Source organism: Kitasatospora sp. NPDC001132, from assembly GCF_053598415.1.
On sequence record NZ_JBSFKF010000009.1, the window covers coordinates 1 to 23,572 of the forward strand.

Below are 23,572 nucleotides of genomic sequence, written 5' to 3' on the forward strand. Positions count from 1 at the left end.
GGGACGGCCCGTTGGGCGCGGTCAGCCCGTTGGAGGCACCGTCCTGGTTCACCGCGGAGCCACGGATGACGGCCAGCACCTGGTGCCCGTTGCGCCGGGCGTCCGAGAGCCGCTCCAGCAGCAGCATCCCGGCGCCCTCGGAGAGCGTGGTGCCGTCCGCGCCGTCGGCGAAGGACTTCGCCCGGCCGTCGGCGGCGAGATTGCGCTGCCTGCTGAAGTCCACGAACGTGTCCGCGGTGGACATCACCGAGACGCCGCCGGCCAGGGCGAGCGTGCACTCGCCGCCGCGCAGCGACTGCGCCGCCAGGTGCAGGGCCACCAGCGAGGAGGAGCAGGCGGTGTCCACCGAGAGGGTGGGACCCTCCAGGCCGAGGGTGTAGGCGACCCGGCCCGAGGCCACGCTGCCGAGGCTGCCGTTGCCCAGGTAGTCCCGCACGTCCTCCGGCGCGTTGCTGAGCCTGCTGCCGTAGTCGTGGTACATCACCCCGGCGAACACGCCGGTGGCACTGCCCCGCACCGAGTACGGGTCGATGCCGGCGCGCTCCAGCGCCTCCCAGGAGGTCTCCAGGAGCAGGCGCTGCTGCGGGTCCATCGCGATCGCCTCGCGCGGCGAGATGCCGAAGAAGTCCGGCTCGAAGTCGGCGGCGTCGTGCAGGAACCCGCCCTCGCGGGAGTACGTCCGGCCGGCCTTGCCCGGCTCCGGGTCGTAGAGTCCCTCGATGTCCCAGCCACGGTCGGCCGGGAACTGCGAGATGCCGTCACCGCCGTCCGCCAGCAGCTGCCACAGCTCCTCGGGGGTGCTGACACCACCGGGGAAGCGGCAGGCCATCGCCACGATCGCGATCGGCTCGTCGCCGGCCTGCCGCGCGCCGGCGGCGGGTTCGGGGACCGGCTCGGCGGAGCCGAAGAGTTCGGTCCTGAGGTGGCCGACCAGGGCGGTGGGGTCCGGGTAATCGAAGACCAGGGTGGCCGGCAGCCGCAGACCGACAGCCAGGCCCAGCCGGTTGCGCAGTTCCACCGCGGTCAGCGAGTCGAAGCCCCAGTCCCTGAAGGCCCGTCGCGGGTCGAGCACCATGTCCGAGTCGTGGCCGAGCACGGCGGCGACATGGGTGCGGACCAGCTCGAGGAGGGCCGTGTCGCGCTCGGCCCGTCCGAGGGCGGCCAGCTTGTCCAGCGCGCTGCCCGGTGCCGCGGGTGCCGCTGCCGCCGTGCGCCGGGCGGCCGGACGGAGCAGGCCGCGCAGCACCGGGGAGAGCGTGCCCGCCGAACGCAGCGCGGGCAGGTCCAGGCCGATCGGCACCAGCAGTGCCCGGTCCCCGGCCAACGCGAGGTCGAAGAGCGCCAGGCCCTCGGCGGTGGCGAGAGGACGCACCCCGGACCTGGCCATCCGCACCACGTCCGCCTCGCTCAGGTGGGCGGTCATCCCGGTGCGCTGCTCCCAGAAGCCCCAGGCCAGCGAGAGGCCGGGCAGGCCGAGCGCCTGGCGGTGCTGGGCCAGACCGTCGAGGAAGGCGTTGGCCGCCGCGTAGCCGGACTGGCCCGCACCGTCCACGGTGCCGGCGGCCGAGGAGAAGAGCACGAACGCCTTGAGGTCGAGACCGGCGGTGAGCTCGTGCAGATGCCAGGCCGCGTCCACCTTGGGGCGCAGCACCGCGTCCAGCCGCTCAGCGGTGAGCGCGGTGACCAAGCCGTCGTCCAGCGCGCCGGCCAGGTGCAGCACGGCGGTCAGCGGGCGGTCGACGGGGACGGTGGCGAGCAGGTCGGCGAGCTGCTCGCGGTCGGCCGCGTCGCACTTGGCCACGGTGATCTCCGCGTCCAGGTCGGCGAAGTCGTCCTGGGCGACGCCGCTGCGCCCGGCCAGCAGCAGGTGACGCACACCGTGCTCGGCCACCAGGTGCCGGGCCACCAGCGCGCCCAGCACGCCGGTGCCGCCGGTGATCAGCACGGTGCCCTCGGCATCGAGGGGGCTGACGGTGCCATCCGGTGCGCTCCTGACCAGCCGGGGCACGTGCACCTTGCCGTCGCGCACGGCGAGTTGTGGCTCGCCCGAGGCGGCGACCGCCGCCAGGGCCTGCTCGACGGTGGTGTCCTGGTCGGCGTCCACCAGGACGAACTGCTCGGGGTTCTCGCCCTGGGCGGCGCGGGTCAGGCCCCAGACGGCGGCCGCGGCGAGGTCCTGGACGCCCTCGGCGCCCACCGCCACCGCTCCCCTGGTGAGCACCACCAGGCGGGAGGCGGCGACCTTCTCGCTGTCCAGCCACTGCCGCAGGGTCTCAAGCACCTGGACGGAGACGGCCCGGGTGCCGGTGACGGGATCCTCGCCCTGCCGCACCGGCAGGACCACCAGCTCCGGTACGGTCGCCAGCTCCGCCAGGCCGCCCTCGCCGAGCACCACGTGATCGGGTGCGGGTCCCTCCACCGCGAGGACCGGCCAGTCGAGCCGGAACAGGGCGTCGGAACGGGTGGCCGCCCCGAGCGCGGCGGGGTCGGCCGCGCGGGTGGTCAGCGCGTCCACCGAGGCCACCGGGGAGCCGGTGGTATCGGCGAGCTGGACGGTCAGTGCGTCGGTGCCGGTGATCCGCAGGCGCAGCGCCCTGGCTCCCGAGGCGTACAGCGAGACGCCGTTCCAGACGAAGGGCAGCCGGGCCTGGCCCGGATCCTGGCCACCGCCGAGGTCCGCGGCGTGCAGGGCCGCGTCGAAGAGCGCCGGGTGCAGGGCGAACCCCTGTTCCTCCACCGGGAGTTCGACCTCAGCGAAGACCTCCTCGCCACGCCGCCAGGCCGCCTTGAGCCCCTGGAAGGCGGGGCCGTAGTGGTAGCCCTGCTCGGCCAGCCCCTCGTACACGCCGTCCACCGGGACCGGCTGCGCACCGGCCGGGGGCCAGGCCGCCAAGTCGAAGCCGGCCTCGGCGGTGTCCGGCTCCAGCAGGCCGCTGGCGTGCCTGGTCCACTCGCCTTCGCCGCCCTCGGGGCGCGAGTGCACGGTCAGCGGGCGTCGGCCCGAGTCGTCCGGCTCGCCGAGGTGGAGCTGCAGTTGGACCGCGCCGCGCTCGGGCAGCAGCAGCGGCACCTCCAAGGTCAGTTCCGACACCCGGCCGCAGCCGACCTCGTCGCCGGCCTTGACGGCCAACTCCACGAACGCGGTACCCGGCAGCAGGACCGTGCCGCCCACCGCGTGGTCGGCCAGCCAGGGCGCGGTGGCGGTGGCGAGCCGGCCGGTGAAGAGCATGCCGCCGCCGTCGGCGACCGTGACCGAGGCGCCGAGCAACGGGTGTCCGGCGGCGACCAGACCGGCCGCCGTCACATCGCCCACCGCCTGGGAGCTGCCGAGCCAGAACCGCTCGCGCTGGAAGGCGTAGGTGGGCAGGTCCACCTTGCGCACGGGCGTCCCGGCGAAGACCGCCGCCCAGTCGAGGGCGACGCCGTGCACGTGCGCCTCGGCCAGCGATGTCAGGAAGCGCTCAGGGCCGCCCTCGTCGCGGCGCAGCGAGCCGATCCCGACGACCTCGGCGTTCAGCGCCTCCGCCGTCTCCTCCACGCTGTGCAGCAGCACCGGGTGCGGGCTGCACTCGACGAAGACGCCGTAGCCACTGTCGAGCAGCAGCCGGGTGGCGCCCTCGAAGAGCACGCTCTGGCGCAGGTTGGTGTACCAGTAGTCGGCGTCCAGGCCCGCGGTGTCGAACAGTTCGCCGGTCACCGTGGAGTAGAACGGCACGTCGACGGAGCGCGGGCTCAGCCCGGAAAGCTCCTCCAGCAGCCGCTCGCGGATCGACTCGACCTGGGCCGAGTGCGAGGCGTAGTCCACCGGCAGCCGTTTGGCCCGCACGCCCTCCGCGCGCAGCCCGGCGTGCAGCTGGTCCAAGGCGTCGGCGTCGCCGGAGACCACCACCGAGGCCGCGCCGTTGACGGCGGCCACCGAGAGCCGCCCTTCGTACTCGGCGAGCCGCGCACGGACCTGCTCCGCCGCCAGCGCCACCGACATCATGCCGCCGCGCGCGGACAGGTCGTCCGCGATGGCCAGGCTGCGCAGGGCCACCACCTTGGCGCCGTCGGCCAGCGAGAGCGCCCCGGCCACGCAGGCGGCCGCGATCTCGCCCTGCGAGTGCCCGATCACGGCGGCCGGGCGCACCCCGTAGGAGATCCACAGCTCGGCCAGCGACACCATGACCGCCCAGAGCACGGGCTGCACCACGTCCACCCGCTCCAGCGAGTCCGCGCCGCGGATGACCTCCAGCAGGTCCCAGCCCACGTGCGGGGCCAGCGCCTGGGCGCACTCGGTCATCCTGGCGGCGAACACCGGGGCCGTGTCCAGCAGTTCGGCCGCCATGCCGATCCACTGCGAGCCCTGTCCGGGGAAGACGAAGGCGATCCGGGACTCGCTCTGGCGCCCGCCCTGAACCACGCCCGCCGCGGCGCGTCCGGCGGCGAGCTCCCTCAGCCCGGCGGCCAGCGCGGAGCGGTCCGCGCCGATCACCACCGCGCGGTCACCGAGGGCGGCCCGGGAGGTGGCCAGGGTCCAGGCGAGGTCGGGCAGCGGGGCGCTGTCCAGGTGGTCGAGCAGCCGCTGCGCCTGGGCGGCCAGGCCCTGCTCACCCTTTCCGGAGAGCACCAGCGGCAGCGGTCCGGTCGGTTCGGTGGCACGCTGGGGCACTTCGGGCTCGGGCACGCTCTCGAGGATCACGTGGGCGTTGGTGCCGCTGATGCCGAAGGAGGAGACCGCGGCCCGCCGGGCCTCGCCGCGCTCGGGCCAGTCCCTGGCCTCGGTGAGCAGTTCGACCGCGCCATCGGTCCAGTCCACCTGCGGGGTGGGCTCGTCGACGTGCAGCGTCTTCGGCATCCGGCCGTGGCGCATCGCCATCACCAGCTTGATCACCCCGGCGACGCCCGCGGCCGCCTGGGTGTGGCCGATGTTCGACTTGATCGAGCCGAGCCAGAGCGGCTCACCGCCGGCGCGCTCCTGCCCGTAGGTCGCGAGCAGGGCCTGCGCCTCGATCGGGTCGCCCAGCGGGGTGCCGGTGCCGTGCGCCTCCACCAGGTGCACCTGATCGGCACTGAGCCTGGCGTTGGCCAGGGCCTGGCGGATCACCCGCTGCTGGGACGGCCCGTTGGGGGCTGTCAGGCCGTTGGAGGCGCCGTCCTGGTTGATCGCGCTGCCGCGGACCACGGCCAGCACCCGGTGCCCGTTGCGCTCGGCGTCCGACAGCCGCTCCAGCAGCACCATGCCGACGCCCTCGCCCCAGCCGGTGCCGTCCGCCGAGGCGGCGAAGGACTTGCACCGGCCGTCCAGCGAGAGCCCGCGCTGGCGGCTGAAGTCCACGAAGGTATCCGGGGTGGACATCACGGTGACACCGCCGGCCAGCGCGTAGGCGCACTCACCGGTGCGCAGCGCCTGGACCGCCAGGTGCAGTGCGACCAGCGAGGAGGAGCAGGCGGTGTCCACGGTGACGGCGGGCCCCTCCAGGCCCAGCGTGTAGGAGACCCGGCCCGATGCGACACTGCCCAGGTTTCCGTTGCCGAGATAGCCCTCGACGCCCTCGGGCACCTCGGCCAGCCAACTGCCGTAGTCGTGGTACATCACCCCGGCGAAGATGCCGGTCCGGCTGCCGCGCAGGGTGTGCGGGTCGATGTTGGCCCGCTCGAACGCCTCCCAGGAAACCTCCAGGAGCAGGCGCTGCTGCGGGTCCATCGCGATCGCCTCGCGCGGTGAGATGCCGAAGAACGCGGCGTCGAAGCGCGGTGCGTCGTAGACGAAGCCGCCCTCACGGACGTGGGTCTTGCCCGGCGCGTCCGGGTCCGGGTCGTAGAGCCCCTCGACGTCCCAGTCGCGGTCGGCGGGGAAGTCCCCCACCGCGTCCACGCCCTGGTCGACCAGCTGCCACAACTGCTCGGGCGAGCTGACGCCGCCGGGGTAGCGGCAGCTCATCGCCACGATCGCGATCGGCTCCTGCGCCGCGGCCTCGATCCGCGTGTTCTGCTGGCGCAGTCGTTCGTTCTCCAGCAGCGACTCGCGCAGCGCCTCGACTATCTGATCGACAGATGTATCCACGGTCGGTGTCGCTCCCTGATTACTTGGCGTCGCTACGGTCGAGCGCAGTGCGGATGAGATCGGAGATGTCCATGTTCTTGATGGCCGACGTCCGGTCGGCCCCGGACTCGGCCGGTGCGCCGGGCGCGGCCGGCTTCGGGTCGGCGGGGGCGGTCTCGGAGAGTTTCAGCAGCCGCTCCAGCAGACCCGACTCGCGGAGCCTGGCCACCGGGATGCCGGCCAGCAGCTCGGCCACCCGGGCGTCATCGGGCGCCTCGGCCGCCGGCTCGGTCCGCTCCGGGCGCAACCTGTCCAGCAGGTACGCGGCGAGCGCCGCCGGGGTGGCGTAGTCGAAGATCATCGTGGACGGCAGGCGCAGCCCGCTGACCGCGTTCAACTTGTTGCGCAGCTCCACCGCGGCGAGCGAGTCGAAACCCAACTCGCTGAAGGCACGCCTGGGTTGGACGGATGCCGGACCGTCGTGCCCGAGCACGGCGGCCACCTGCGAGCGAACCGCCTCCAGCACCGCGTGCTCGTGGTCGGCGGCCGGCAACGTGCTCAGGCGCTGGGCCAGCGAGGCCGCACCGCTGGAACCGCCGGCGCCGGTGGCCGCGTCCCGGCGGACGGTGGGCCGCACCAGAGCGCGCAGCACGGCGGGGAGGGACTCGCTGCGCTCGCGCAGCGCCGCCAGGTCCAGACGCGCCGGCACCAGGGTGGCACGCTCGGCGCGCAGGGCTGCGTCGAACAGGGCCAGCCCCTCGGCCGGGTCCAGCGCGCCGATGCCGGAACGCTCGATCCGCTCCAGGTCGGACTCGGCGAGCTGGCCGCCCATCCCGCCGGCTCCCGCCCACAGGCCCCAGGCCAGTGCGGTGGCCGGCAGGCCGGCCGCGACCCGGTGCTCGGCCAGCGCGTCCAGGAAGACGTTGGCGGCCGCGTAGTTGCCCTGCCCGGTGGCGTCCAGGGTTCCGGCCGCCGAGGAGAACAGGACGAACCTGCTGATCTCCCGCTCCAGGGTCAACTCGTGCAGATGCCAGGCACCGTCGACCTTCGGCCGCAGCACCGGGTCGATCCGCTCGGGGGTCAGCGAGCCGATCAGGGCGTCGTCCAGGACACCCGCGGTGTGCACGACGCTGCGCACCGGGTGCTCGGCGAGCAGCCCGGCCAGCGCCGCCCGGTCGGCGACGTCGCAGGCCACCACCGCCACCTGGGCGCCCAGTTCGGTCAGCTCAGCCTTCAGCTCCCGTGCCTCGGGCGCCTGCAGGCCCCGGCGTCCGGCCAGCACCAGGCTGGTGACCGCGTGCTGCCGCACCAGGTGCCTGGCCACCAGCGCGCCCAGGCCGCCGGTGCCGCCGGTGATCAGCACGGTGCCCCAGTCGGGGCCGTCCTGGTCGGCCTGCGGCAGCTGGACCCTGGCCAGACGCGGCACCAGGATCGCGCCCTCGCGCAGCACCAGTTCGGGCTCGCCCGAGTCGAGGGCGGCGGCCAGCAGCGGCAGCGTGAGCGGGTCCTCCCCCAGGCCCGCGGAGTCCACCAGGACGATCCGGCCCGGGTCCTCGGTCTGCGCCGCGCGGACCAGGCCGCGCACGGCGGCATCCGCCAGGCCCTGGGCGGTCAGCACCACCAGCGTCGCCTTGGCGTACCGGTCCTCGCGCAGCCACTCCTGGACGGGGCCGAGCACGGTGTGCAGGGCGGAGCGCACTGCCGTCGGCACCTGGTCGCCGGCAACCGTCGGCACCGGCAGCAGCACCACGTCCGGGATGGCGTCGCCGAGCGCGGTCAGGTCCGGGTGGACGGGCACGTCGAGGCCGAGGTCGCCGGTACCGAGCACCGCGAACTGCCGGTTGCCCACGCCCTGGGCGGTCAGCTCAGGGCGGGGCGTCAGCTCCACAGTGAACAGCGAATCCTGCTGGGGGCCGAGTTGGCCGGCCGCCACCGGCCGGGTCACGAAGGAGGAGACCGAGGCCAGAGGGGTTCCGGCGCCGTCGGCCAGCTCGATCCGGATGCCGTCGCCGTCCTGGCGGGTCAGCCGCACCCGGGCCACCGAGGCGCCGCCGGTGTGCAGTTCCACCCCGTTCCAGGCGAACGGGAGCAGCACCTTGCCCTCCGCCGGTGCTTCCTCACCCTCCTCGTCCAGCAGGGCGGTGGCGTGCAGGGCGGCGTCCAGCAGCGCGGGGTGCAGGCCGAAGCGGGCGGCGTCGGGCCGTTCGGCGGCGGGGAGTTCGAGCTCGGTGAAGACCTCCTCGCCGCGCCGCCAGGCGGCCTTGACGCCCTGGAAGATCGGGCCGTACTCGTAGCCCTCGGCGCGCATCCGCTCGTAGAGGCCGGTGACGTCGACCTCGGTCGCGCCGGCCGGCGGCCACTGGGTGAACGGCTCCGGGCGGGCGGTGCCTCGCTCCGCGAGCAGGCCGGTGGCGTTGACGGTCCAGCCGGCCTCCTCGGATCCCGCCGGGCGGGAGAAGATCTGCACGGCTCCGCCGCGCCCGGCCACGACCTGGAGCTGCACGGCGGTCGACTCCGGCAGCAGCAGCGGCGCCTGGAGCGTGAGCTCCTCCAGGACCGGCAGGCCGAGCAGGTCGCCGGCCCGAATCGCCAGATCGACCAGCGCGGTTCCCGGCAGCAGGACCGTGCCGAGGACGGCGTGCTCGGCGAGCATCGGGTGGGTGGCTCGCGACACCCGCCCGGTCAGCACCACCTCGTCGGAGGCGGCCAGCCGGATCTCGGCACCGACCAGCGGGTGGTCCACCGGCGCCTGGCCCAGGCTGCCCGCGTCGCCCTTGGCGGCCGGGGCGTCCAGCCAGAACCGCCGATGCTGGAAGGCGTAGGTCGGCAGCTCGACCGCCCGAGCGGTGTAGTCGCCGTAGACCGAGGGCCAGTTCAGCGCGGCGCCGCGGGTGTGCGCCAGCGCGAGGGCGCCCAGCAGCTCCGCCACCTCGGGCTTGTTCTTGCGGGCGACCGAGGCGAAGACCGCCTGCGCGTCGTCGGCCACGCACTCCGGGCCCAGCGCGCTCAGCACGGCGTCCGGGCCCAGCTCCAGGAAGGTGGTGACCCCCTGGTCGGCCAGCGCGGCGATGCCGTCGGCGAAGCGCACGCTCTCCCTGACATGCCTGACCCAGTACTCGGGCGTGCACAGCTCCGCCGGGCTCGCCGGCCGGCCGGTCAGGGTGGAGACGATCGGGATGCTCGGCTCGGCGTAGTCGAGTTCGGCCAGCACCGCGCCGAACTCGGCCAGCATGCCGTCCATCCGGGGCGAGTGGAAGGCGTGCGAGACGGTCAGCCGCTTGGACCGCTCGAAGCGGGCCGCCAGTTCCAGCACCGCCTCGGTGTCACCGGAGACCACCACGGAGCGCGGTCCGTTGACCGCCGCGATGCCGACCCGCTCGTCCAGCAGCGGCAGCACCTCGGCCTCACTCGCCCGCACCGCGACCATCGCGCCGCCCTCGGGCAGCGCCTGCATCAGCCGGCCCCGGGCACCGACCGCCTTCGCCGCGTCCGCCAGCGACCAGACGCCGCTGACGTGCGCCGCGGCCAGCTCGCCGATCGAGTGGCCCGCCAGGAAGTCCGGGCGCAGGCCGAACGACTCCAGCAGCCGGAAGAGCGCCACCTCGGTGGCGAAGAGCGCGGCCTGGGTGTAGGCCGTCTGGCCCAGCAGCTCGGCGTCCGCGCCGAAGACCACCTCGGCCAGCGGGCGGTCGAGTGCCGGGTCCAGGTGGGCGGCGACGCGGTCGAAGTGCTCGGCGAAGACCGGGAAGGTCTCGTACCACTGGCGTCCCATGCCGGGGCGCTGCGAGCCCTGGCCGGAGAAGAGGAACGCCAGGCCGCCCTCGTCGACCGTGCCGGTGACCAGCCCGGGTGCGCCCGTACCGGCACTCAACGCCGCCAGGGCGGCGTCGAGTTCGGCGCGCTCCGAGGCCAGCACCACCGCGCGGTACGGGTGCGCGCTGCGAGTGGTGGCCAGCGCGAGGCCCAGGTCGGCCAGGGCGAGCTCGCCGGTGCCGGCCAGCCGCTCGGCCTGGGCGCCCAGTGCCTCGGGGCTGCGGGCCGAGATCGGCAGCGCCACCAGGGTGGGCGGGGTGCCGGTGGCCGGGGAGTCCTCGCCGAGCTGCGCCTCTTCGAGGATCACGTGCGCGTTGGTGCCGCTGATGCCGAAGGAGGAGACGGCGGCACGGCGCGGGCCGCCCTCGCTCTGCCAGGGCCGGGACTCGGTGAGCAGCTCGACGGCGCCCGCCGTCCAGTCCACCTGGTCCGAGGGTGCGTCCACGTGCAGGGTCTTGGGCAGCACGCCGTGGCGCATCGCCTGCACCATCTTGATCACCCCGGCCACGCCGGCGGCGGCCTGGGTGTGGCCGAAGTTCGACTTGATCGAGCCCAGCCAGAGCGGCCGGTCCGCCGAGTGCTCCTGGCCGTACGTCGCGAGCAGGGCCTGCGCCTCGATCGGGTCGCCCAGCGTGGTGCCGGTACCGTGCGCCTCCACCACGTCGACCTCCGCCGCCGACAGCCCGGCACTGGCCAGGGCCTGGCGGATCACCCGCTGCTGGGAGGGGCCGTTGGGGGCGGTCAGGCCGTTGGAGGCACCGTCCTGGTTGATCGCGCTGCCCCGCAGCACGGCGAGCACCCGGTGCCCGTTGCGCTCGGCGTCCGACAGGCGCTCCAGCACCAGCATGCCGACGCCCTCACCCCAGCCGGTGCCGTCCGCCGCGGCCGCGAAGGACTTGCAGCGCCCGTCGGCGGCCTGGCCGCGCTGGCGGCTGAAGTCGATGAAGGTGTCGGGGGTGGACATCACGGTGACACCGCCGGCCAGCGCGAGCGTGCACTCACCGCCACGCAGCGCCTGCGCGGCCAGGTGCAGGGTGACCAGCGAGGAGGAGCAGGCGGTGTCGACGGTGACCGCCGGTCCTTCGAGTCCGAGTGCGTAGGCGACACGACCGGAGACCACGCTGCCGAGGGTGCCGTTGCCGAAGTAGGCGGCCACCTCCTCGGGGGCGTCGGTGAGCCAGCTGCCGTAGTCGTGGTACATCACCCCGGCGAACACCCCGGTCGCGGTCCCGCGGACCGTCGCCGGATCGATGCCCGCGCGTTCGAAGGCCTCCCAGGAGACCTCAAGGAGCAGGCGCTGCTGCGGGTCCATCGCGACCGCTTCGCGCGGGCTGATGCCGAAGAAGTCGGCGTCGAACTCCGCCGCCCGGTAGAGGAATCCACCCTCGCGGGAGTAGGTCTTGCCAGGCGCGCCCGGCTCCGGGTCGAAGATCGTCTCGGTGTCCCACCCCCGGTCGGTGGGGAAGTCCGCGATGGTGTCGACGCCGTCGGCAACCAGGCGCCACAGGTCCTCGGGCGACTCTACGCCGCCGGGGTAGCGGCAGCTCATCCCGACGATCACGATCGGGTCTTCCCCGGCCTGACGGCTGGTGGCCGCCCCCGCGGCCAGGCCGACGGGCGCGGCCGGCGCTGTGGGCTCGCTGCCGAACAGGGTGTCGCGGATGTGCTCGGCCAGCGTCTTCGGTGACGGGTAGTCGAAGACCAGGGTGGCTGGCAGCCGCAGCCCGGTCGCCGAGTTGAGCCGGTTGCGCAGCTCCACGGCGGCCAGCGAGTCGAAGCCGATCTCGGTGAACGCCCGGGTCGGGCTGATCGCCGCCGCACTCTCGTGCCGCAGCACGGCGGCCACCTCGGTGCGGACCAGCTCCAGCAGCGTGCGGTCCCGCTCGGCGGCGGGCAGTGCGCTCAGCGCGCTGTCGGCGGCCAGTTCGCGGGTACCACGGGCAGCCGACGCCCGACGGTTGGCCGGCCGCACCAGGCCGCTGAGCAGCGCGGGGATGCCGTCCGCGCGGTCGCGCACGGCGGCGGCGTCCACCTCGACGGGGACCACCCTGGCTTCGCCGGTGCGCACGGCGGCGTCGAACAGGCGCAGCGAGTGCGCCGCATCCAGTCCGGGCAGTCCGTAGCGGGCGATCCGGGCCAGTGTCGCCTCGTCGAGCGCGGCGCCCATACCGACCTCGCCCGTCCACAGGCCCCAGGCGAGGGCGGTGGCGGGCAGGCCCAGCGAGGCGCGGTGCTCGGCCAGAGCGTCCAGGAACGCGTTGGCCGCCGCGTAGTTGCCCTGACCGGCGCCGTCGAGGATGGCGGCGAGCGAGGAGAACAGCACGAAGGCCTTCAGGTCGAGCTCGGCGGTGAGCTCGTGCAGGTGGCAGGCACCGTCCACCTTGGCCCGGAACACCTCCTCCAGCGTCTCCTCGGTGAGCGAGCCGATCACTCCGTCGCGCACCGTGCCGGCGGCGTGGATCACCGAGTCGACCGGGTGGGCGGCCAGCAACGCGGCCACCGAGGCGCGGTCGCTCACGTCGCAGGCGACCACGGCCACATCGGCACCCAACTCCTTCAGTTCGGCCTCGATTTCGGGCGCCGAGCCGCGGCGTCCGGCCAGCACCAGGCTGCGCACACCGTGCTCGGTGACCAGGTGCCGGGCCAGCAGCCCGCCCAGGCCGCCGGTACCGCCGGTGATCAGGACGCTCCCCCACTGGGGCTTCGGGTTCGCCGCCGAGGGCAGGACGGCCAGCCGGGGGGCTTTGAACTCACCGCTCAGCAGTGACAGTTCGGGCTCGCCGGTGGCCAGAGCGGCGGTCAACTCGGCATCGGTGGGCAGGTCGGCGTGCTCGATCAGAACGAAGCGCCCGGGGTTCTCCGCCTGCGCCGAGCGCACCAGGCCGCGGATCGGCGCCTGGGCGAGTGCGGGCGAAGTGACCACCACCAGCGTGGAGTCGGCGAAGCGGTCCTCGGCCAGCCAGGCCTTGAGGACCCGCAGCACCCGGGCGGTGGCGTTCCTGGCCGCGAGCGGCAGGGCCTCGGCCCCGGCCACCGCGTGCAGCACGACTGCCTGCGGCAGCGGGTCGGCGAGCCCGGTCAGCTCGGCCAGGTCAGCGAGGTCGCCCTCCAGCGCCGCAATCCGCAGCAGCTCCGGCTCACTCGGCACGCCCAGCGGCAACTGCCGCACCGCATAGAGGACTTCGTCGTCCGACACCGGGCGGGAGACCAGACCCCGCACGGTGGCCAGCGGCACACCGGTGGCGTCGGCGAAGTCGAGCGCGAGGGTGTCCTTGCCCGGGTGGGAGATCCGCACCCGCACCGAGGCGGCACCGGCGGCGTGCAGCGACACTCCGGTCCAGGCGAACGGTACCAGCACCTCTGCGCGGGGCTCGGCACCCAGGTCCGCGGCATGCAGGGCGGCGTCCAGCAGCGCCGGGTGCAGGCCGAACTCGCTTGCCTCAGAAGTGAGTTCGACGGGCAGTGCGACCTCGGCGAAGACCTCGCCGCCCTGCCGCCAGGCCGCCCGCAGCCCCTGGAAGGCCGGGCCGTAGCCGTAGCCCTGGGCCGCCAGGGTCTCGTAGACACCCGCGAGGTCGACCTCCTCGGCACCCTGCGGCGGCCAGCTGTCCAGCGGCTGCGGCAGCGGCTCGGCGGCGGGTGCCAGCACACCACTGGCATGCTGGGTCCACTGCCCGGCGTCCGCGCCGTCCGCCCTGGAGTGGATGGTCAGCTGTCGGCGCCCGCTCTCGTCCGGCTCGCCCACCGCGACCTGGATGCCCACGCCGCCCTCGGCCGGCAGAACCAGCGGGGCGCCCAGGGTGAGTTCCTCGATCGCGCCCGCGCCCACGTGGTCGCCCGCACGCACGGCCAGCTCCACGAAGGCGGTGCCGGGGAAAAGCACCCGTCCGGCGATGACGTGGTCGCCCAGCCAGGGCCGGGCCCGCAACGAGAGGTGTCCGGTCAGCACCACGCCGTCCGCGCCGACGGCCACCACCGCACTCAACAGCGGGTGGCTGGCGGGAAGTTGGCCGAGGTCGGTGAGGTCGGCCCGGGCCGATCCCGGCTCCAGCCAGAACCGCTTGCGCTGGAAGGGGTAGTGCGGCAGGTCGATCCGGCGCCCGTCGCGACCGGCGTGGAAGCGGGCCCAGTCCACCCGAACACCGGCGCAGTAGGCCGCCGCCAGGGCCAGCACGGCCTGCCGCGGCTCGGGGTGCTCGCGGCGCAGCAACGGGGCGAAGACCGCCGCGGAGTCCTCCAGGCACTCCTGGCCCATGGCGCAGAGCACGCCGTCCGGGCCGATCTCCAGGAAGGTGTCGACCCCGGCGCCGGCCAACCAGCCCATGGCGTCAGCGAACCGCACCTGCGCGGCCACGTGCTCGACCCAGTACTCGGGCGTCGCCAACTGCTCGGTGCACAGCTCGCCGGTGACCGTGGAGACGATCGGGATCTTCGGCGCGGCGTACTTCAGGACCTTGGCGATCCGGCGGAACTCGGTAAGCATCGGCTCCATCAGCGGCGAGTGGAAGGCGTGGCTCACCCGCAGCCGCTTGGTCCGGTGCCCTGCCGCGGCCAGCTCCCCGGCGATCCGCAGCACCTCCTGCTCGGCGCCGGAGAGCACCACCGCGCGGGGGCCGTTGACCGCCGCGATGCCGACCTGGCCGGTGAGCAGCGGCGCCACCTCGGCCTCGGCGGCCTGCACCGCGACCATCGCGCCGCCCGCCGGCAGCGCCTGCATCAGCCGGCCGCGCGCGGCCACCAGGATGGCGGCGTCCTCCAGCGTGAGGACCCCTGCCACGTGCGCGGCGGCCAGCTCGCCGATGGAGTGCCCGGCCAGGTAGTCGGGGCGCAGGCCCCAGCTCTCGGCCAGCCGGAACAGGGCGACCTCTATCGCGAACAGCGCCGGCTGGGCGTACTCGGTGCGGTCCAGCAGCGCGGCCTCGGCCGAGCCCTCGGCCGCGAACAGCACCTCGGTGAGCGGCAGCTCCAGCTGGAGGTCCAGGTAGCCGCAGGCCTCCTCCAGGGCGTCGGCGAACACCGGGAAGACGGGGAGCAGTTCACGCCCCATCGCCAGGCGCTGGCTGCCCTGGCCGGTGAAGAGGAAGGCGAGCTTGCCGGGGCCGGCGACGCCCGTGGGAGTCGCACCGGAGGCGATCGCGCTCAGGGCGGCGCGCAGCTCCCCGCGGTCCTCTGCGACGACCGCGGCGCGGTTCGTCAGACCGGCCCGGGTCGTGGCCAGCGAGTAGGACAGGTCGGCGAGTCGGACCTCGTCGCGGTCCAACAGCGGGAGCAGGTCCGCGGCCCGTTCCCGCAGGGCCTGCTCGCCGCGCGCCGACAGGACGTAGGGCAGCACACCGGAGTCGGCGGGACCGGGGGGGCCGGTGGGGTCGGCGACGGGCTCCTCGGCCTGGGCGTCGTGTTCCAGCAGGACGTGCGCGTTGGTGCCGCTGACGCCGAAGGAGGAGACACCGGCACGGCGCGGCGCTCCGGTCCGCGGCCACGGCCGGCCCTCGGTGAGCAGTTCGACCGCGCCGGCCGACCAGTTGACATGCGGGCTCGGGGCGTCGATGTGCAGGCTCTTCGGCAGGTAGCCGTTGCGCATGCTCAGCACCATCTTGATCACGCCGGCCACGCCGGCGGCCCCCTGGGTGTGGCCCAGGTTCGACTTGGCCGAGCCGATCAGCAGCGGTGCGTCCCCGGGCCGGTCCTGCCCGTAGGTGGCGATCAGCGCGCTCGCCTCGATCGGGTCGCCGAGCGTGGTGCCGGTGCCGTGTGCGTCGACGGCGTCCACCTCGGCGGCCCGCAGACCGGCGTTGGCCAGGGCCTGGCGGATCAGCCGCTGCTGCGAGGTGCCGCTGGGTGCGGTGAGCCCGTTGCTGGCGCCGTCCTGGTTGACCGCCGAGCCGCGCACCACGGCCAGCACCTGGTGGTTGTTGCGCCGCGCCTCGGACAGCCGCTCCAGGACCAGGACGCCGACGCCCTCGGCGAAGCCCGTACCGTCGGCCGCGGCCGCGAAGGCCTTGCACCGGCCGTCGGGGGCCAGGCCGCGCTGCCGGCTGAAGGCGGTGAAGACGCCGGGTCCGCCCATCACCGCGACGCCGCCGGCCAGCGCCAGCGAGGACTCGCCCGCGCGCAGCGACTGGCAGGCCAGGTGGATCGCGACCAGCGAGGCCGAGCAGGCGGTGTCCACGGTGACCGCGGGGCCGACCGCGCCGAGCACATAGGCCACCCGCCCGGAGATGACGCTGGGCGCGTTGCCGGTCATCAGGTAGGCGTCGAGGCCGTCGGGGGCCTCGTGCAGCCGCGGGCCGTACTCCTGCACCTCAGCACCGAAGAACATCCCGGCCTCGGTGCCGCGCAGCGCCAGCGGGTCGACACCGGCGTGCTCCAGGGCCTGCCAGGCGGTCTCCAGGACCAGTCGCTGCTGCGGGTCCATGGCCAGCGCCTCGCGCGGGCTGATGCCGAAGAAGTCGGCGTCGAACTCGGTCGCCGTGTCGAGGAATCCGCCGCTCCTGACATAGCTGCTGCCGGGGGTCTCGGGGTCCTCGTCGAACATCCGCTCAAGGTCCCAGCCGCGGTCCTTCGGGAAGTCCGAGAGCACCTCGCCGCCGTCGAGCAGCAGCTGCCACAGGTCCTCCGGCGAGTCCACCCCGCCCGCGAACCGGCAGCCGATGCCCACGATCGCGATCGGCTCGTCCGCCGCACCGAGGTTGGCGGTCGGGGCCGGTTCCGGGGTGACGGCGCCGAGCGCCGCGGCGAGCAGCCGATCGACCAGCGCGACCGGGGTCGGGCACTCGTAGACCACGGTGACCGGCAGGTCGAGACCGGTGGCCGCGACCAGGCGGGCCTGAAGGTCGACCGAGGCCAGCGAGTCGAAGCCGAGCTCGGTGAAGGCACGCGCGGTGTCCAAGGTCTCGGCCGCCTCCGGGCGTGCGGCCTTCAGCGCCGCGACCGCCGCGCTGCTCACGAGGTCGAGAACCAACCTCCGGTGCTCCGACGGCGCGGCAGCGGCCAGCAGCCGGGCCAACACTGAATCGGAACTGGACTCATTCATCCGCGCATCTCCCACATCCGGCCAAGACCGTTTAGCAAACGAACAGTTACGCGGGGACGGCTGCGCCCAGCCGCGCATCGCCCCCGTCACGCCGCGCCACTCTCAGCGCCTGGCTGGGCTCAGGCAGCACCGCCGGAGAACGCACGGTTCCGCCCGGCGGCAATCGCTTCGCTGTCGAACTTCCAGCGGACGTAGGACAGTGACCCCAGCAGCTCGCCAGAGGTGACGGTGTGGGACTCGCCGGCCTCCACCACCCCGGCCAGCGGCAGCCTGCCGATGTTCGCCCAGCGCAGCCGCCCCTCCCCGTCCAGGTAGCTGCGGGTGCGCCCCTGGTTGTCGGGGTGCAGGCAGTAGGGGATGTCCAGGTACCCGCGCTGGAACGCCAGCAGCATCGCCCGCCCGACGTCCGGGTCCAGGTTCAGCACCGCGGAGACCAGCGCCGCGGCCTCCGCGTAGGTCTGCGAGTCGGCGCCGTCATCGGCGACCCGCTCGGTGCGGGCCGCACGCGCGGCCGCGTGCTCCAGCGCGCTGACGTTCTCCGCCACCGTCGGGATCCGCACGGACTCGGCGACGGTCTTCACGATCAGCCGCTCCGAGCCGGTGGAGGCGGCCAGCTCGGCCGCGTCGCCCAGCAGCGCCAGCGCCCCGTGCGGCGTGGTGGGGTAGACGCCCATGTAGGCGTAGATGACGACATGCCAGTCCGCCTCGGGCAGCAGCTCGGCGCAGAGCCGGCGCAGCGCGAACACGGCCTCCTTGTCCTGGCCTTGGTGCGTCTGCTGGGCGTAGCTGGCCGAGATCGAGCGCAGCCCGTGCTGGTAGAAGAACAGCGCTTCGAGCGCGCTGATCGCCACCAGTTGGCTGGGCGGGCAGAGTTGGCCGAGCATGCAGCCGCCGAAGGTCTCCAGGTGCGGATCCCGCCCGAGTTCGCGCAGCCGGCCGAAGAGGTCGCAGGAGCGCGACCAGTTCTCCACCGACTCGCGCAGCGGGATGCGCCCGTACGGAAGGCAGTAGGAGACCGGACCGCCTTCCGAGGCGTCCAGTCCCACCGTCATCAGCGCGCGGAAGATGTCCAGCGGCGCGGCCGAGCCGTGCCGGACCTGCACCGGGAAGTCCGCGCCGTGGATCCCGTCCAGCACCCCCCTGGTGGTCTCCGGATCATGGCTGACGATCGGGTAGCCGTTGAGCGATACGCCTTCCAGCAGGGCGAGCTCGGCGGAATCCAGGTCGTTCACCCGGGTGTAGCTGTCCAGGGTGACGGTGCCGACCGTACGGCCGGCGGCACCCTTGGTGGCCAGCAGTCCGGCCCGCATCAGCGCCGGATCGCTCATCCCCATCCGGGGCTGCACCACGAGTTCGCCCGCCCGGTGCGCCCGGCGGACGAACGCGCCCAAGCCGCCGAACCCGGCGACCTCGCCGTACCCGCCGGACCCGACCACCTCGCCGAGCCCGCCCACCTCGCCCCCGGTCACGTCAGCACCCGCTGCGGGAGCGAGTCGAGCAGCCGCCGGAAGGAGGCGATCCCCTCCGCCCCGTCGTCGAAGACCGCGTCGTAGCCGGCCGCGATCAACTCGGCCAGCTGATCGGCGCTCTGGGCGCCCGCGATGGCCAGCTTGCCGCCGATCACCGCCGGGACAGCGCTCAGCTCGTCTCGCTCGCGTACCTTGCCGATCATCCGGATGCCGTCCTGGAAGCCGTGCCCGTTGACGCTGCTGACCACCAGCAGCACCGGACGGCGGGCCAGGCTCTCGCTCACCAGCAGGTCGGTGGGCACGCAGGGGCCCAGGTTCACCACGTCGAACCCCATCTCCTCCAGCAGCAGTTGCAGGAAGACCAGATTCCAGGTGTGCGAGTCGGAGGTGCCGCCCGCGACGATCACCGTCGCGTCCCGTCTGACCACGGCGGGAAGGTTCTGCGCGGCGGCGACGGCCTTGTTCTGCTCTGCGGGCAGCGACATCACAGCTCCTGGCCGAGCTCGTAGGCGCGGACGTGCTCGATCCGCGACACCGAGATCAACTCCTCGCCGCGGACCAGGATCTCGGTCGGTGCCGGGCGTCCGAGGAACATCAGCAGGCTGGCCGTCGGACCGTAGGCGCCGGCGTTGGGGATGCTCACCACGTCCCCGGGCGCCAACGCGGGCAGCTCGATGTCGCGGCCGAGCACATCGCCCGGAGTGCAGAGCGGTCCGACCAGGCTGGCGATCTGGTCGAGCGGGACCCCCTCGTCGTCCAGGCGCACCGAGACCGGCATGATCCGGCCCAGCCCGGACATGCCGCCGAAGGTGTTGATCCCGCCGTCCAGGATCACGAAGCGCCGGCCGCGGCTCTCCTTGAGGTTGACCACGCCAACCATCAGCGTGCCGCTGTCACCGACCAGGTAGCGCCCGGACTCGACCGCGATCCTCACCTCGCCGCTGCGCCAGCCGGGGAACGACTCGTCCAGCGAAATCGCCATCGCCTCACGCAGGTTGCCGTACACCGGCCGCTCGCCGCGGACCGCGTACGGCACCGAGAAGCCGCCGCCGATGTCGACGAAGCGAAAGCGCGTGCCGAGCTCGTCCTGCACTCGGGCGGCCACCGCGATGGTGTGCTGGAACTCCCCGATCAGGCTCGCCTCGTCCTTGGCGTTGCTGAGCGGGAAGAAGTGCGCGCCCGCCACGTCCGTGCCCGGCACGTCGAAGACCTGCTCGCGCAGCTCGGGCAGTGTCTCGCTGTCGAAGCCGAACTGGGAGGGCACCCCGGTCATCCGGATGCTGGACGTGGCGCTGGCACTGGCGCTGTTGACCCGCAGAAGGCAGGTGGCGACCACGCCCAGCCGGGTGGCGACCGCGCCGACGTTGCGCAGATCACCCAGCGACTCGACCGAGAAGTGCCGCACCCCGGCGCTCAGCGCCTCGGTCAGCTCCCCCTCGGTCTTGCCGGGGCCGGTGTAGAGGATCTCGCTGCCCTGGAAGCCCGCGCTCAGAACCGCGGCGAGCTCACCGGTGGAGCTGATCTCCGCCCGGCAGCGCCGGCCCTCGCCGGCGCGCATCTCGCGCAGCAGCTCGGGGTGCGGGTTCGCCTTCGCCGCGTAGAAGAGCTCGACCTCCTCGGGCAGCGCGGCGAACAGGTCGCGTCGGGCGGCCGCGACGCGGTCCAGGTCGTAGACGTACGACGGAGTACCGAAGCGCTTGGCAAGCTCGGCGTAGCCGGTCACGGGGTGGCCCCTTCGAAGAGTAGAGCGAGCTTCCTGCGATCGTGCTTGCCGTGCAGCGTGAGCGGCAGCTCCTCGACCATCCGGCACAGGCCCGGCACCTTGGCCGGTTCCAGGCGCAGCGACAGCTCTCGCAGCACGGTGTGCGGCGCCAGGTCGCCCACCACGCAGACCGCGAGGTCGCGGTCCTCGGTCGGCGGCAGCACCGCTGCGGCCCGGACACCGGGGATGTCCATCGCGGCCGCCTCGATCTCGATCGTGCTCATCCGCACGCCCTTGCGCTTGAACATGTCGTCCCGACGGCCCTCGTAGTAGAGGAACCCGTCCTCGTCCACACTGCCGAAGTCACCGGTGTGCAAGCGCCGTTGCCCACTTACCGGGTCGGTACGGAAGGCCTTGGCGGTGAGCTCGGGCGCCCGCCAGTAGCCGGGCATCACGTGCGGGCCCTCGACCACGATCTCGCCGGCCACGCCGGTGGGCACCTCATTGCCGTCCTCGTCGAGGATCAGCACCCTGGTGCCCGGCAGCGGACGGCCCACCGAGGTGGGCTTGGCGTCCTCGAACTCGGGCGGCAGCACCGAGATGCGCTTGCACTCGGTCTGGCCGAACTGGCGGACCACCTCGACGCCGGGGAAGGCCGTGCGCAGCCCGTCCACCGTGGTCTTCGGCAGCGCGGCGCCGGTGTTGGTGAACAGTCGCACCTTGGACTCGCCGCCCGGGTCGCGCTCGGCGAGGGAGCAGATCATCGCCGCCAGCGAGGGCACGATCGGCACCACGGTCGCGCCGCTCTCACGGATCCGCTTGAGCAGCACCAGGTCCGAGTCGGTGTCGGCCAGCACCAGTTCCGAGCGGCCGAGCGCGGCGAGCAGGATCTTGTAGAGCCCGTAGTCCCAGGAGATCGGGAACCGGCAGAACACCACGTCGTCGGGGCGGTAGCCGAGTTCCTGGTTGATCGCCCTGGAGGCGAAGACCATCTGACGGTGCGGGCAGATCACACCCTTGGGCGCGGCGGTACTGCCGGAGGTGTAGACCAGGACGGCGACCGCGTCGGCGTCGACCTCCTGGACCGAGGCCCGCGCGCCGGCACCGTGCAGAGCCGTCACCTCGGGCCAGACCTCGCCGAAGCCCAGCACCTCGACCGGCGAGAGCCCGGAGATCCGGTCCACCGCAGTGTCGGCGACGATCACCAGCCGGGGCTCGGCGTTGGCGAGCACCGAACGCAGGTGGTACTCCTTCATGCCCGGGTTCAGCGGCACCAGCACCGCACCGCGCCGGGCCGTGCCGTAGAACAGCGCCACCAGCGCCCGGTTGCTCGGCAGTTGAACCAGCACCCGGTCACCGGGGCGCACGTCGCGCGACTCCAGCCACGCGTCGACCGCGTGGCTGTACTCGCCGAGCTCCTGGTAAGTCCATCGCCCGTCCCGGTCGCTGACCGCGACGGCACCGGGCGCGACGTCTGCCGTCGCCTCGTCGAGCACACCGTGCACCAGCACGGCGGGCGCGGCCTGCGGTATCGCGTCACCACTCACGGCGTGTGTCCGTCCTCTCCATCGTGAGCCTCAATCGGATGTCGTCGCGGCCTGGAGTGCGAGCTGCTTGCGGTCGATCTTTCGGTTCGAGTTCAGCGGGAACTCGGCCAGGTGCCGGTAGCGCTTGGGGACGATCGCCACCGGTAGCACCTTGCGCAGGTCACGGGCGAGTTGAGCCGACGGCACGACCTCGCCGGTGTGGAAGACCACCAGCTCCACCGAGCCCTGAGCCGCGATCGCCACGGTGACCGCGTCCTGCACGCCGGGGCAGCTGCGCACCGCGGCGTCCACCTCGGCCAGCTCCACCCGCACCCCGAGCACCTGCACCTGCGCGTCGTCCCGGCCCAGGTAGAGCAGCTCACCACCGTCCGCCCGGCGAACCCGGTCCCCGGTGCGGTAGAAGCGCCGGCCGTTGCGGTCGAAGAACCGCCCCACGTCGTCGCCGGGATCGAGGTATCCGGCAGTCAACTGTGGTCCGGCAATGCACAGTTCTCCCTCGACGGCATCGTCCTCGCCGCTGGGGCCGAGCAGCAGGACCTGGTGTCCGCCGTGCACCGAACCGATCGGCACCATGCCGTTGAGCGCGTCCTCGCCCGCCCAGCGGTGGGCGGCGACGGTGATGGTCAGCTCGGTCGGCCCGTAGAGGTTCTCCAGCGTCGAATCCGGCGCCGCCGCCAGCCAGTCGCCCGCATCCTGGCAGCTCAGCGCCTCTCCGGCGAAGAAGCTCCAGCGCAGCGAGGGCATGCCGGCGGGCCCGAGACCCCCCATCCGCCGCACCAGCGCGATCGCGCTGGGGGTGGAGAACCAGACGGTCAGGCCGTTGTCCGCGATGAACCGCGGCATGTCCCGGTAGGCCTGCGGCGGCGGAACGACCAGCGTGCCACCGGCTCCCCAGGCGCAGAACAGGTCGAACATCGCGCAGTCGAAGTTGAGGTCGAAGTTCTGCGAGAAGACGTCCTCGGGACCGAAGTCATACCGCTCGTCGAGCAGGCCGAAGTAGTGATGGGTGTTGGTGTGGGTGACCGGAACGCCCTTGGGCCGGCCCGTCGAGCCCGAGGTGAACAGGACGTACGCGGTGTCCTCGCCGCGCACCGGCATCGGCGCGGACAGCGCGCTGCCCGCCGCCAGCGGTACGGCCGGCTGCGGCTGACCGCCGGGGGCGAAGAGCACCGGGAGGTCGACGCCCTCCGCCCGCAGCCCGACCAGGGCCGGCAGCGAGTCGTCGTCGGCGATGAGCGCACCGACTCCGCTCGCCTCGATCATCTGCCGGGTGCGGGCGGCGGGGAAGGCCGGTTGCAGCGGGACCACGGTGATCCCGGTGTACAGGCCGGCCAGGATCGACGCGTACGCCGAGGGGCCCTTGCCCGCCAGCACGCCGATCGCCGCCGGCCGCGACGGCAGGTGGGCCAGCAGCGAACCGGCCAGCAGCAGCGCGCGCTCGTGCAGCTCCCGGTAGGTCAGGCTGGTCCCGCCTGCCAGCACTGCGGGGCGGTCCGCCGACTTGGCGAGTCCGCGCAGGAAACGCCCGGACAGCGCGAGGTCCACGGTGTCATCCATCGTGGTGGCCCTTTCGTGCCCCTCCCCGCCCCGTCAGGCCTCGGTGCCGATCAGCATGCCCGCCATGGCCTTCCAGAGCACGGCGGGGGTCTCGAAGGTCTCCGGGGTCAGCGCGTCGTCCAGGAAGCGGACGTCGTAGGCCGCCTCCAGGTTGCCCAGGAGCTCCACGGTGCCGAGCGAGTCCAGGCCCAGCTCACGCAGCGGGGTGTCGCTCTCCAACTGCTCGCCCGGGGGCAGGAAGGGCAGGAAGCGGCGCAGGGTCTCTTCGAACTTCTCGTCCCACATGGTCACTCCATCACTGTCGTTGCTCGTCGTAGTGTGCTCGGACGGCGCCGAAGCGGCGCCGGTGTGCTCGGGCGGCGCCGACCGGCGTCGGCGCGTTCTGCCAGGTGCGTTCCAGGAGGGGCCGGACCCTCGCCTCGGCGC

8 protein-coding genes are annotated in these 23,572 nt (G+C 73.5%); all 8 read right to left on the reverse strand.

From position 1 onward, the window contains the following. On the reverse strand, nucleotides 1–6,046 hold a 6,046-nt coding region (locus tag ACWDBE_RS14615), incomplete at its 3' end, for an SDR family NAD(P)-dependent oxidoreductase (RefSeq protein WP_449808169.1). 19 nt (nucleotides 6,047–6,065) lie between these two features. After that, nucleotides 6,066–16,871: an SDR family NAD(P)-dependent oxidoreductase gene (locus ACWDBE_RS14620; protein ID WP_449808170.1), complete on the reverse strand. Its 10,806-nt coding sequence runs from the start codon at nucleotides 16,869–16,871 to the stop codon at nucleotides 6,066–6,068. A gap of 119 nt (nucleotides 16,872–16,990) precedes the next feature. Beyond that, nucleotides 16,991–18,307: a methylaspartate mutase gene (locus ACWDBE_RS14625; protein WP_449793344.1), complete on the reverse strand. Its 1,317-nt coding sequence runs from the start codon at nucleotides 18,305–18,307 to the stop codon at nucleotides 16,991–16,993. 29 nt (nucleotides 18,308–18,336) lie between these two features. After that, entirely contained in the window at nucleotides 18,337–18,825 is a 489-nt protein-coding gene (locus tag ACWDBE_RS14630) for a cobalamin B12-binding domain-containing protein (RefSeq protein WP_402414003.1), read from the reverse strand. After that, nucleotides 18,825–20,063: a type III PLP-dependent enzyme gene (locus ACWDBE_RS14635; protein WP_449808171.1), complete on the reverse strand. Its 1,239-nt coding sequence runs from the start codon at nucleotides 20,061–20,063 to the stop codon at nucleotides 18,825–18,827. Before ACWDBE_RS14635 ends, ACWDBE_RS14630 begins: the two co-directional genes overlap by 1 nt. Further along, nucleotides 20,060–21,589: an AMP-binding protein gene (locus ACWDBE_RS14640; RefSeq protein ID WP_449808172.1), complete on the reverse strand. Its 1,530-nt coding sequence runs from the start codon at nucleotides 21,587–21,589 to the stop codon at nucleotides 20,060–20,062. Before ACWDBE_RS14640 ends, ACWDBE_RS14635 begins: the two co-directional genes overlap by 4 nt. A gap of 30 nt (nucleotides 21,590–21,619) precedes the next feature. After that, a complete protein-coding gene (locus ACWDBE_RS14645; RefSeq protein ID WP_449808173.1) occupies nucleotides 21,620–23,146 on the reverse strand; it encodes an AMP-binding protein in 1,527 nt (508 codons plus the stop codon). 33 nt (nucleotides 23,147–23,179) lie between these two features. Beyond that, a complete protein-coding gene (locus ACWDBE_RS14650; RefSeq protein WP_380458481.1) occupies nucleotides 23,180–23,431 on the reverse strand; it encodes a phosphopantetheine-binding protein in 252 nt (83 codons plus the stop codon). Between the last annotated feature and the right edge of the window lie 141 nt (nucleotides 23,432–23,572).

Coding starts and splice junctions, on each gene's coding strand:
- ACWDBE_RS14650 (WP_380458481.1), bottom strand. CDS start 23,431: ATGTGGGACGAGAAGTTCGAAGAGACCCTGCGCCGCTTCCTGCCCTTC.
- ACWDBE_RS14630 (WP_402414003.1), bottom strand. CDS start 18,825: ATGTCGCTGCCCGCAGAGCAGAACAAGGCCGTCGCCGCCGCGCAGAAC.
- ACWDBE_RS14620 (WP_449808170.1), bottom strand. CDS start 16,871: ATGAATGAGTCCAGTTCCGATTCAGTGTTGGCCCGGCTGCTGGCCGCT.
- ACWDBE_RS14645 (WP_449808173.1), bottom strand. CDS start 23,146: ATGGATGACACCGTGGACCTCGCGCTGTCCGGGCGTTTCCTGCGCGGA.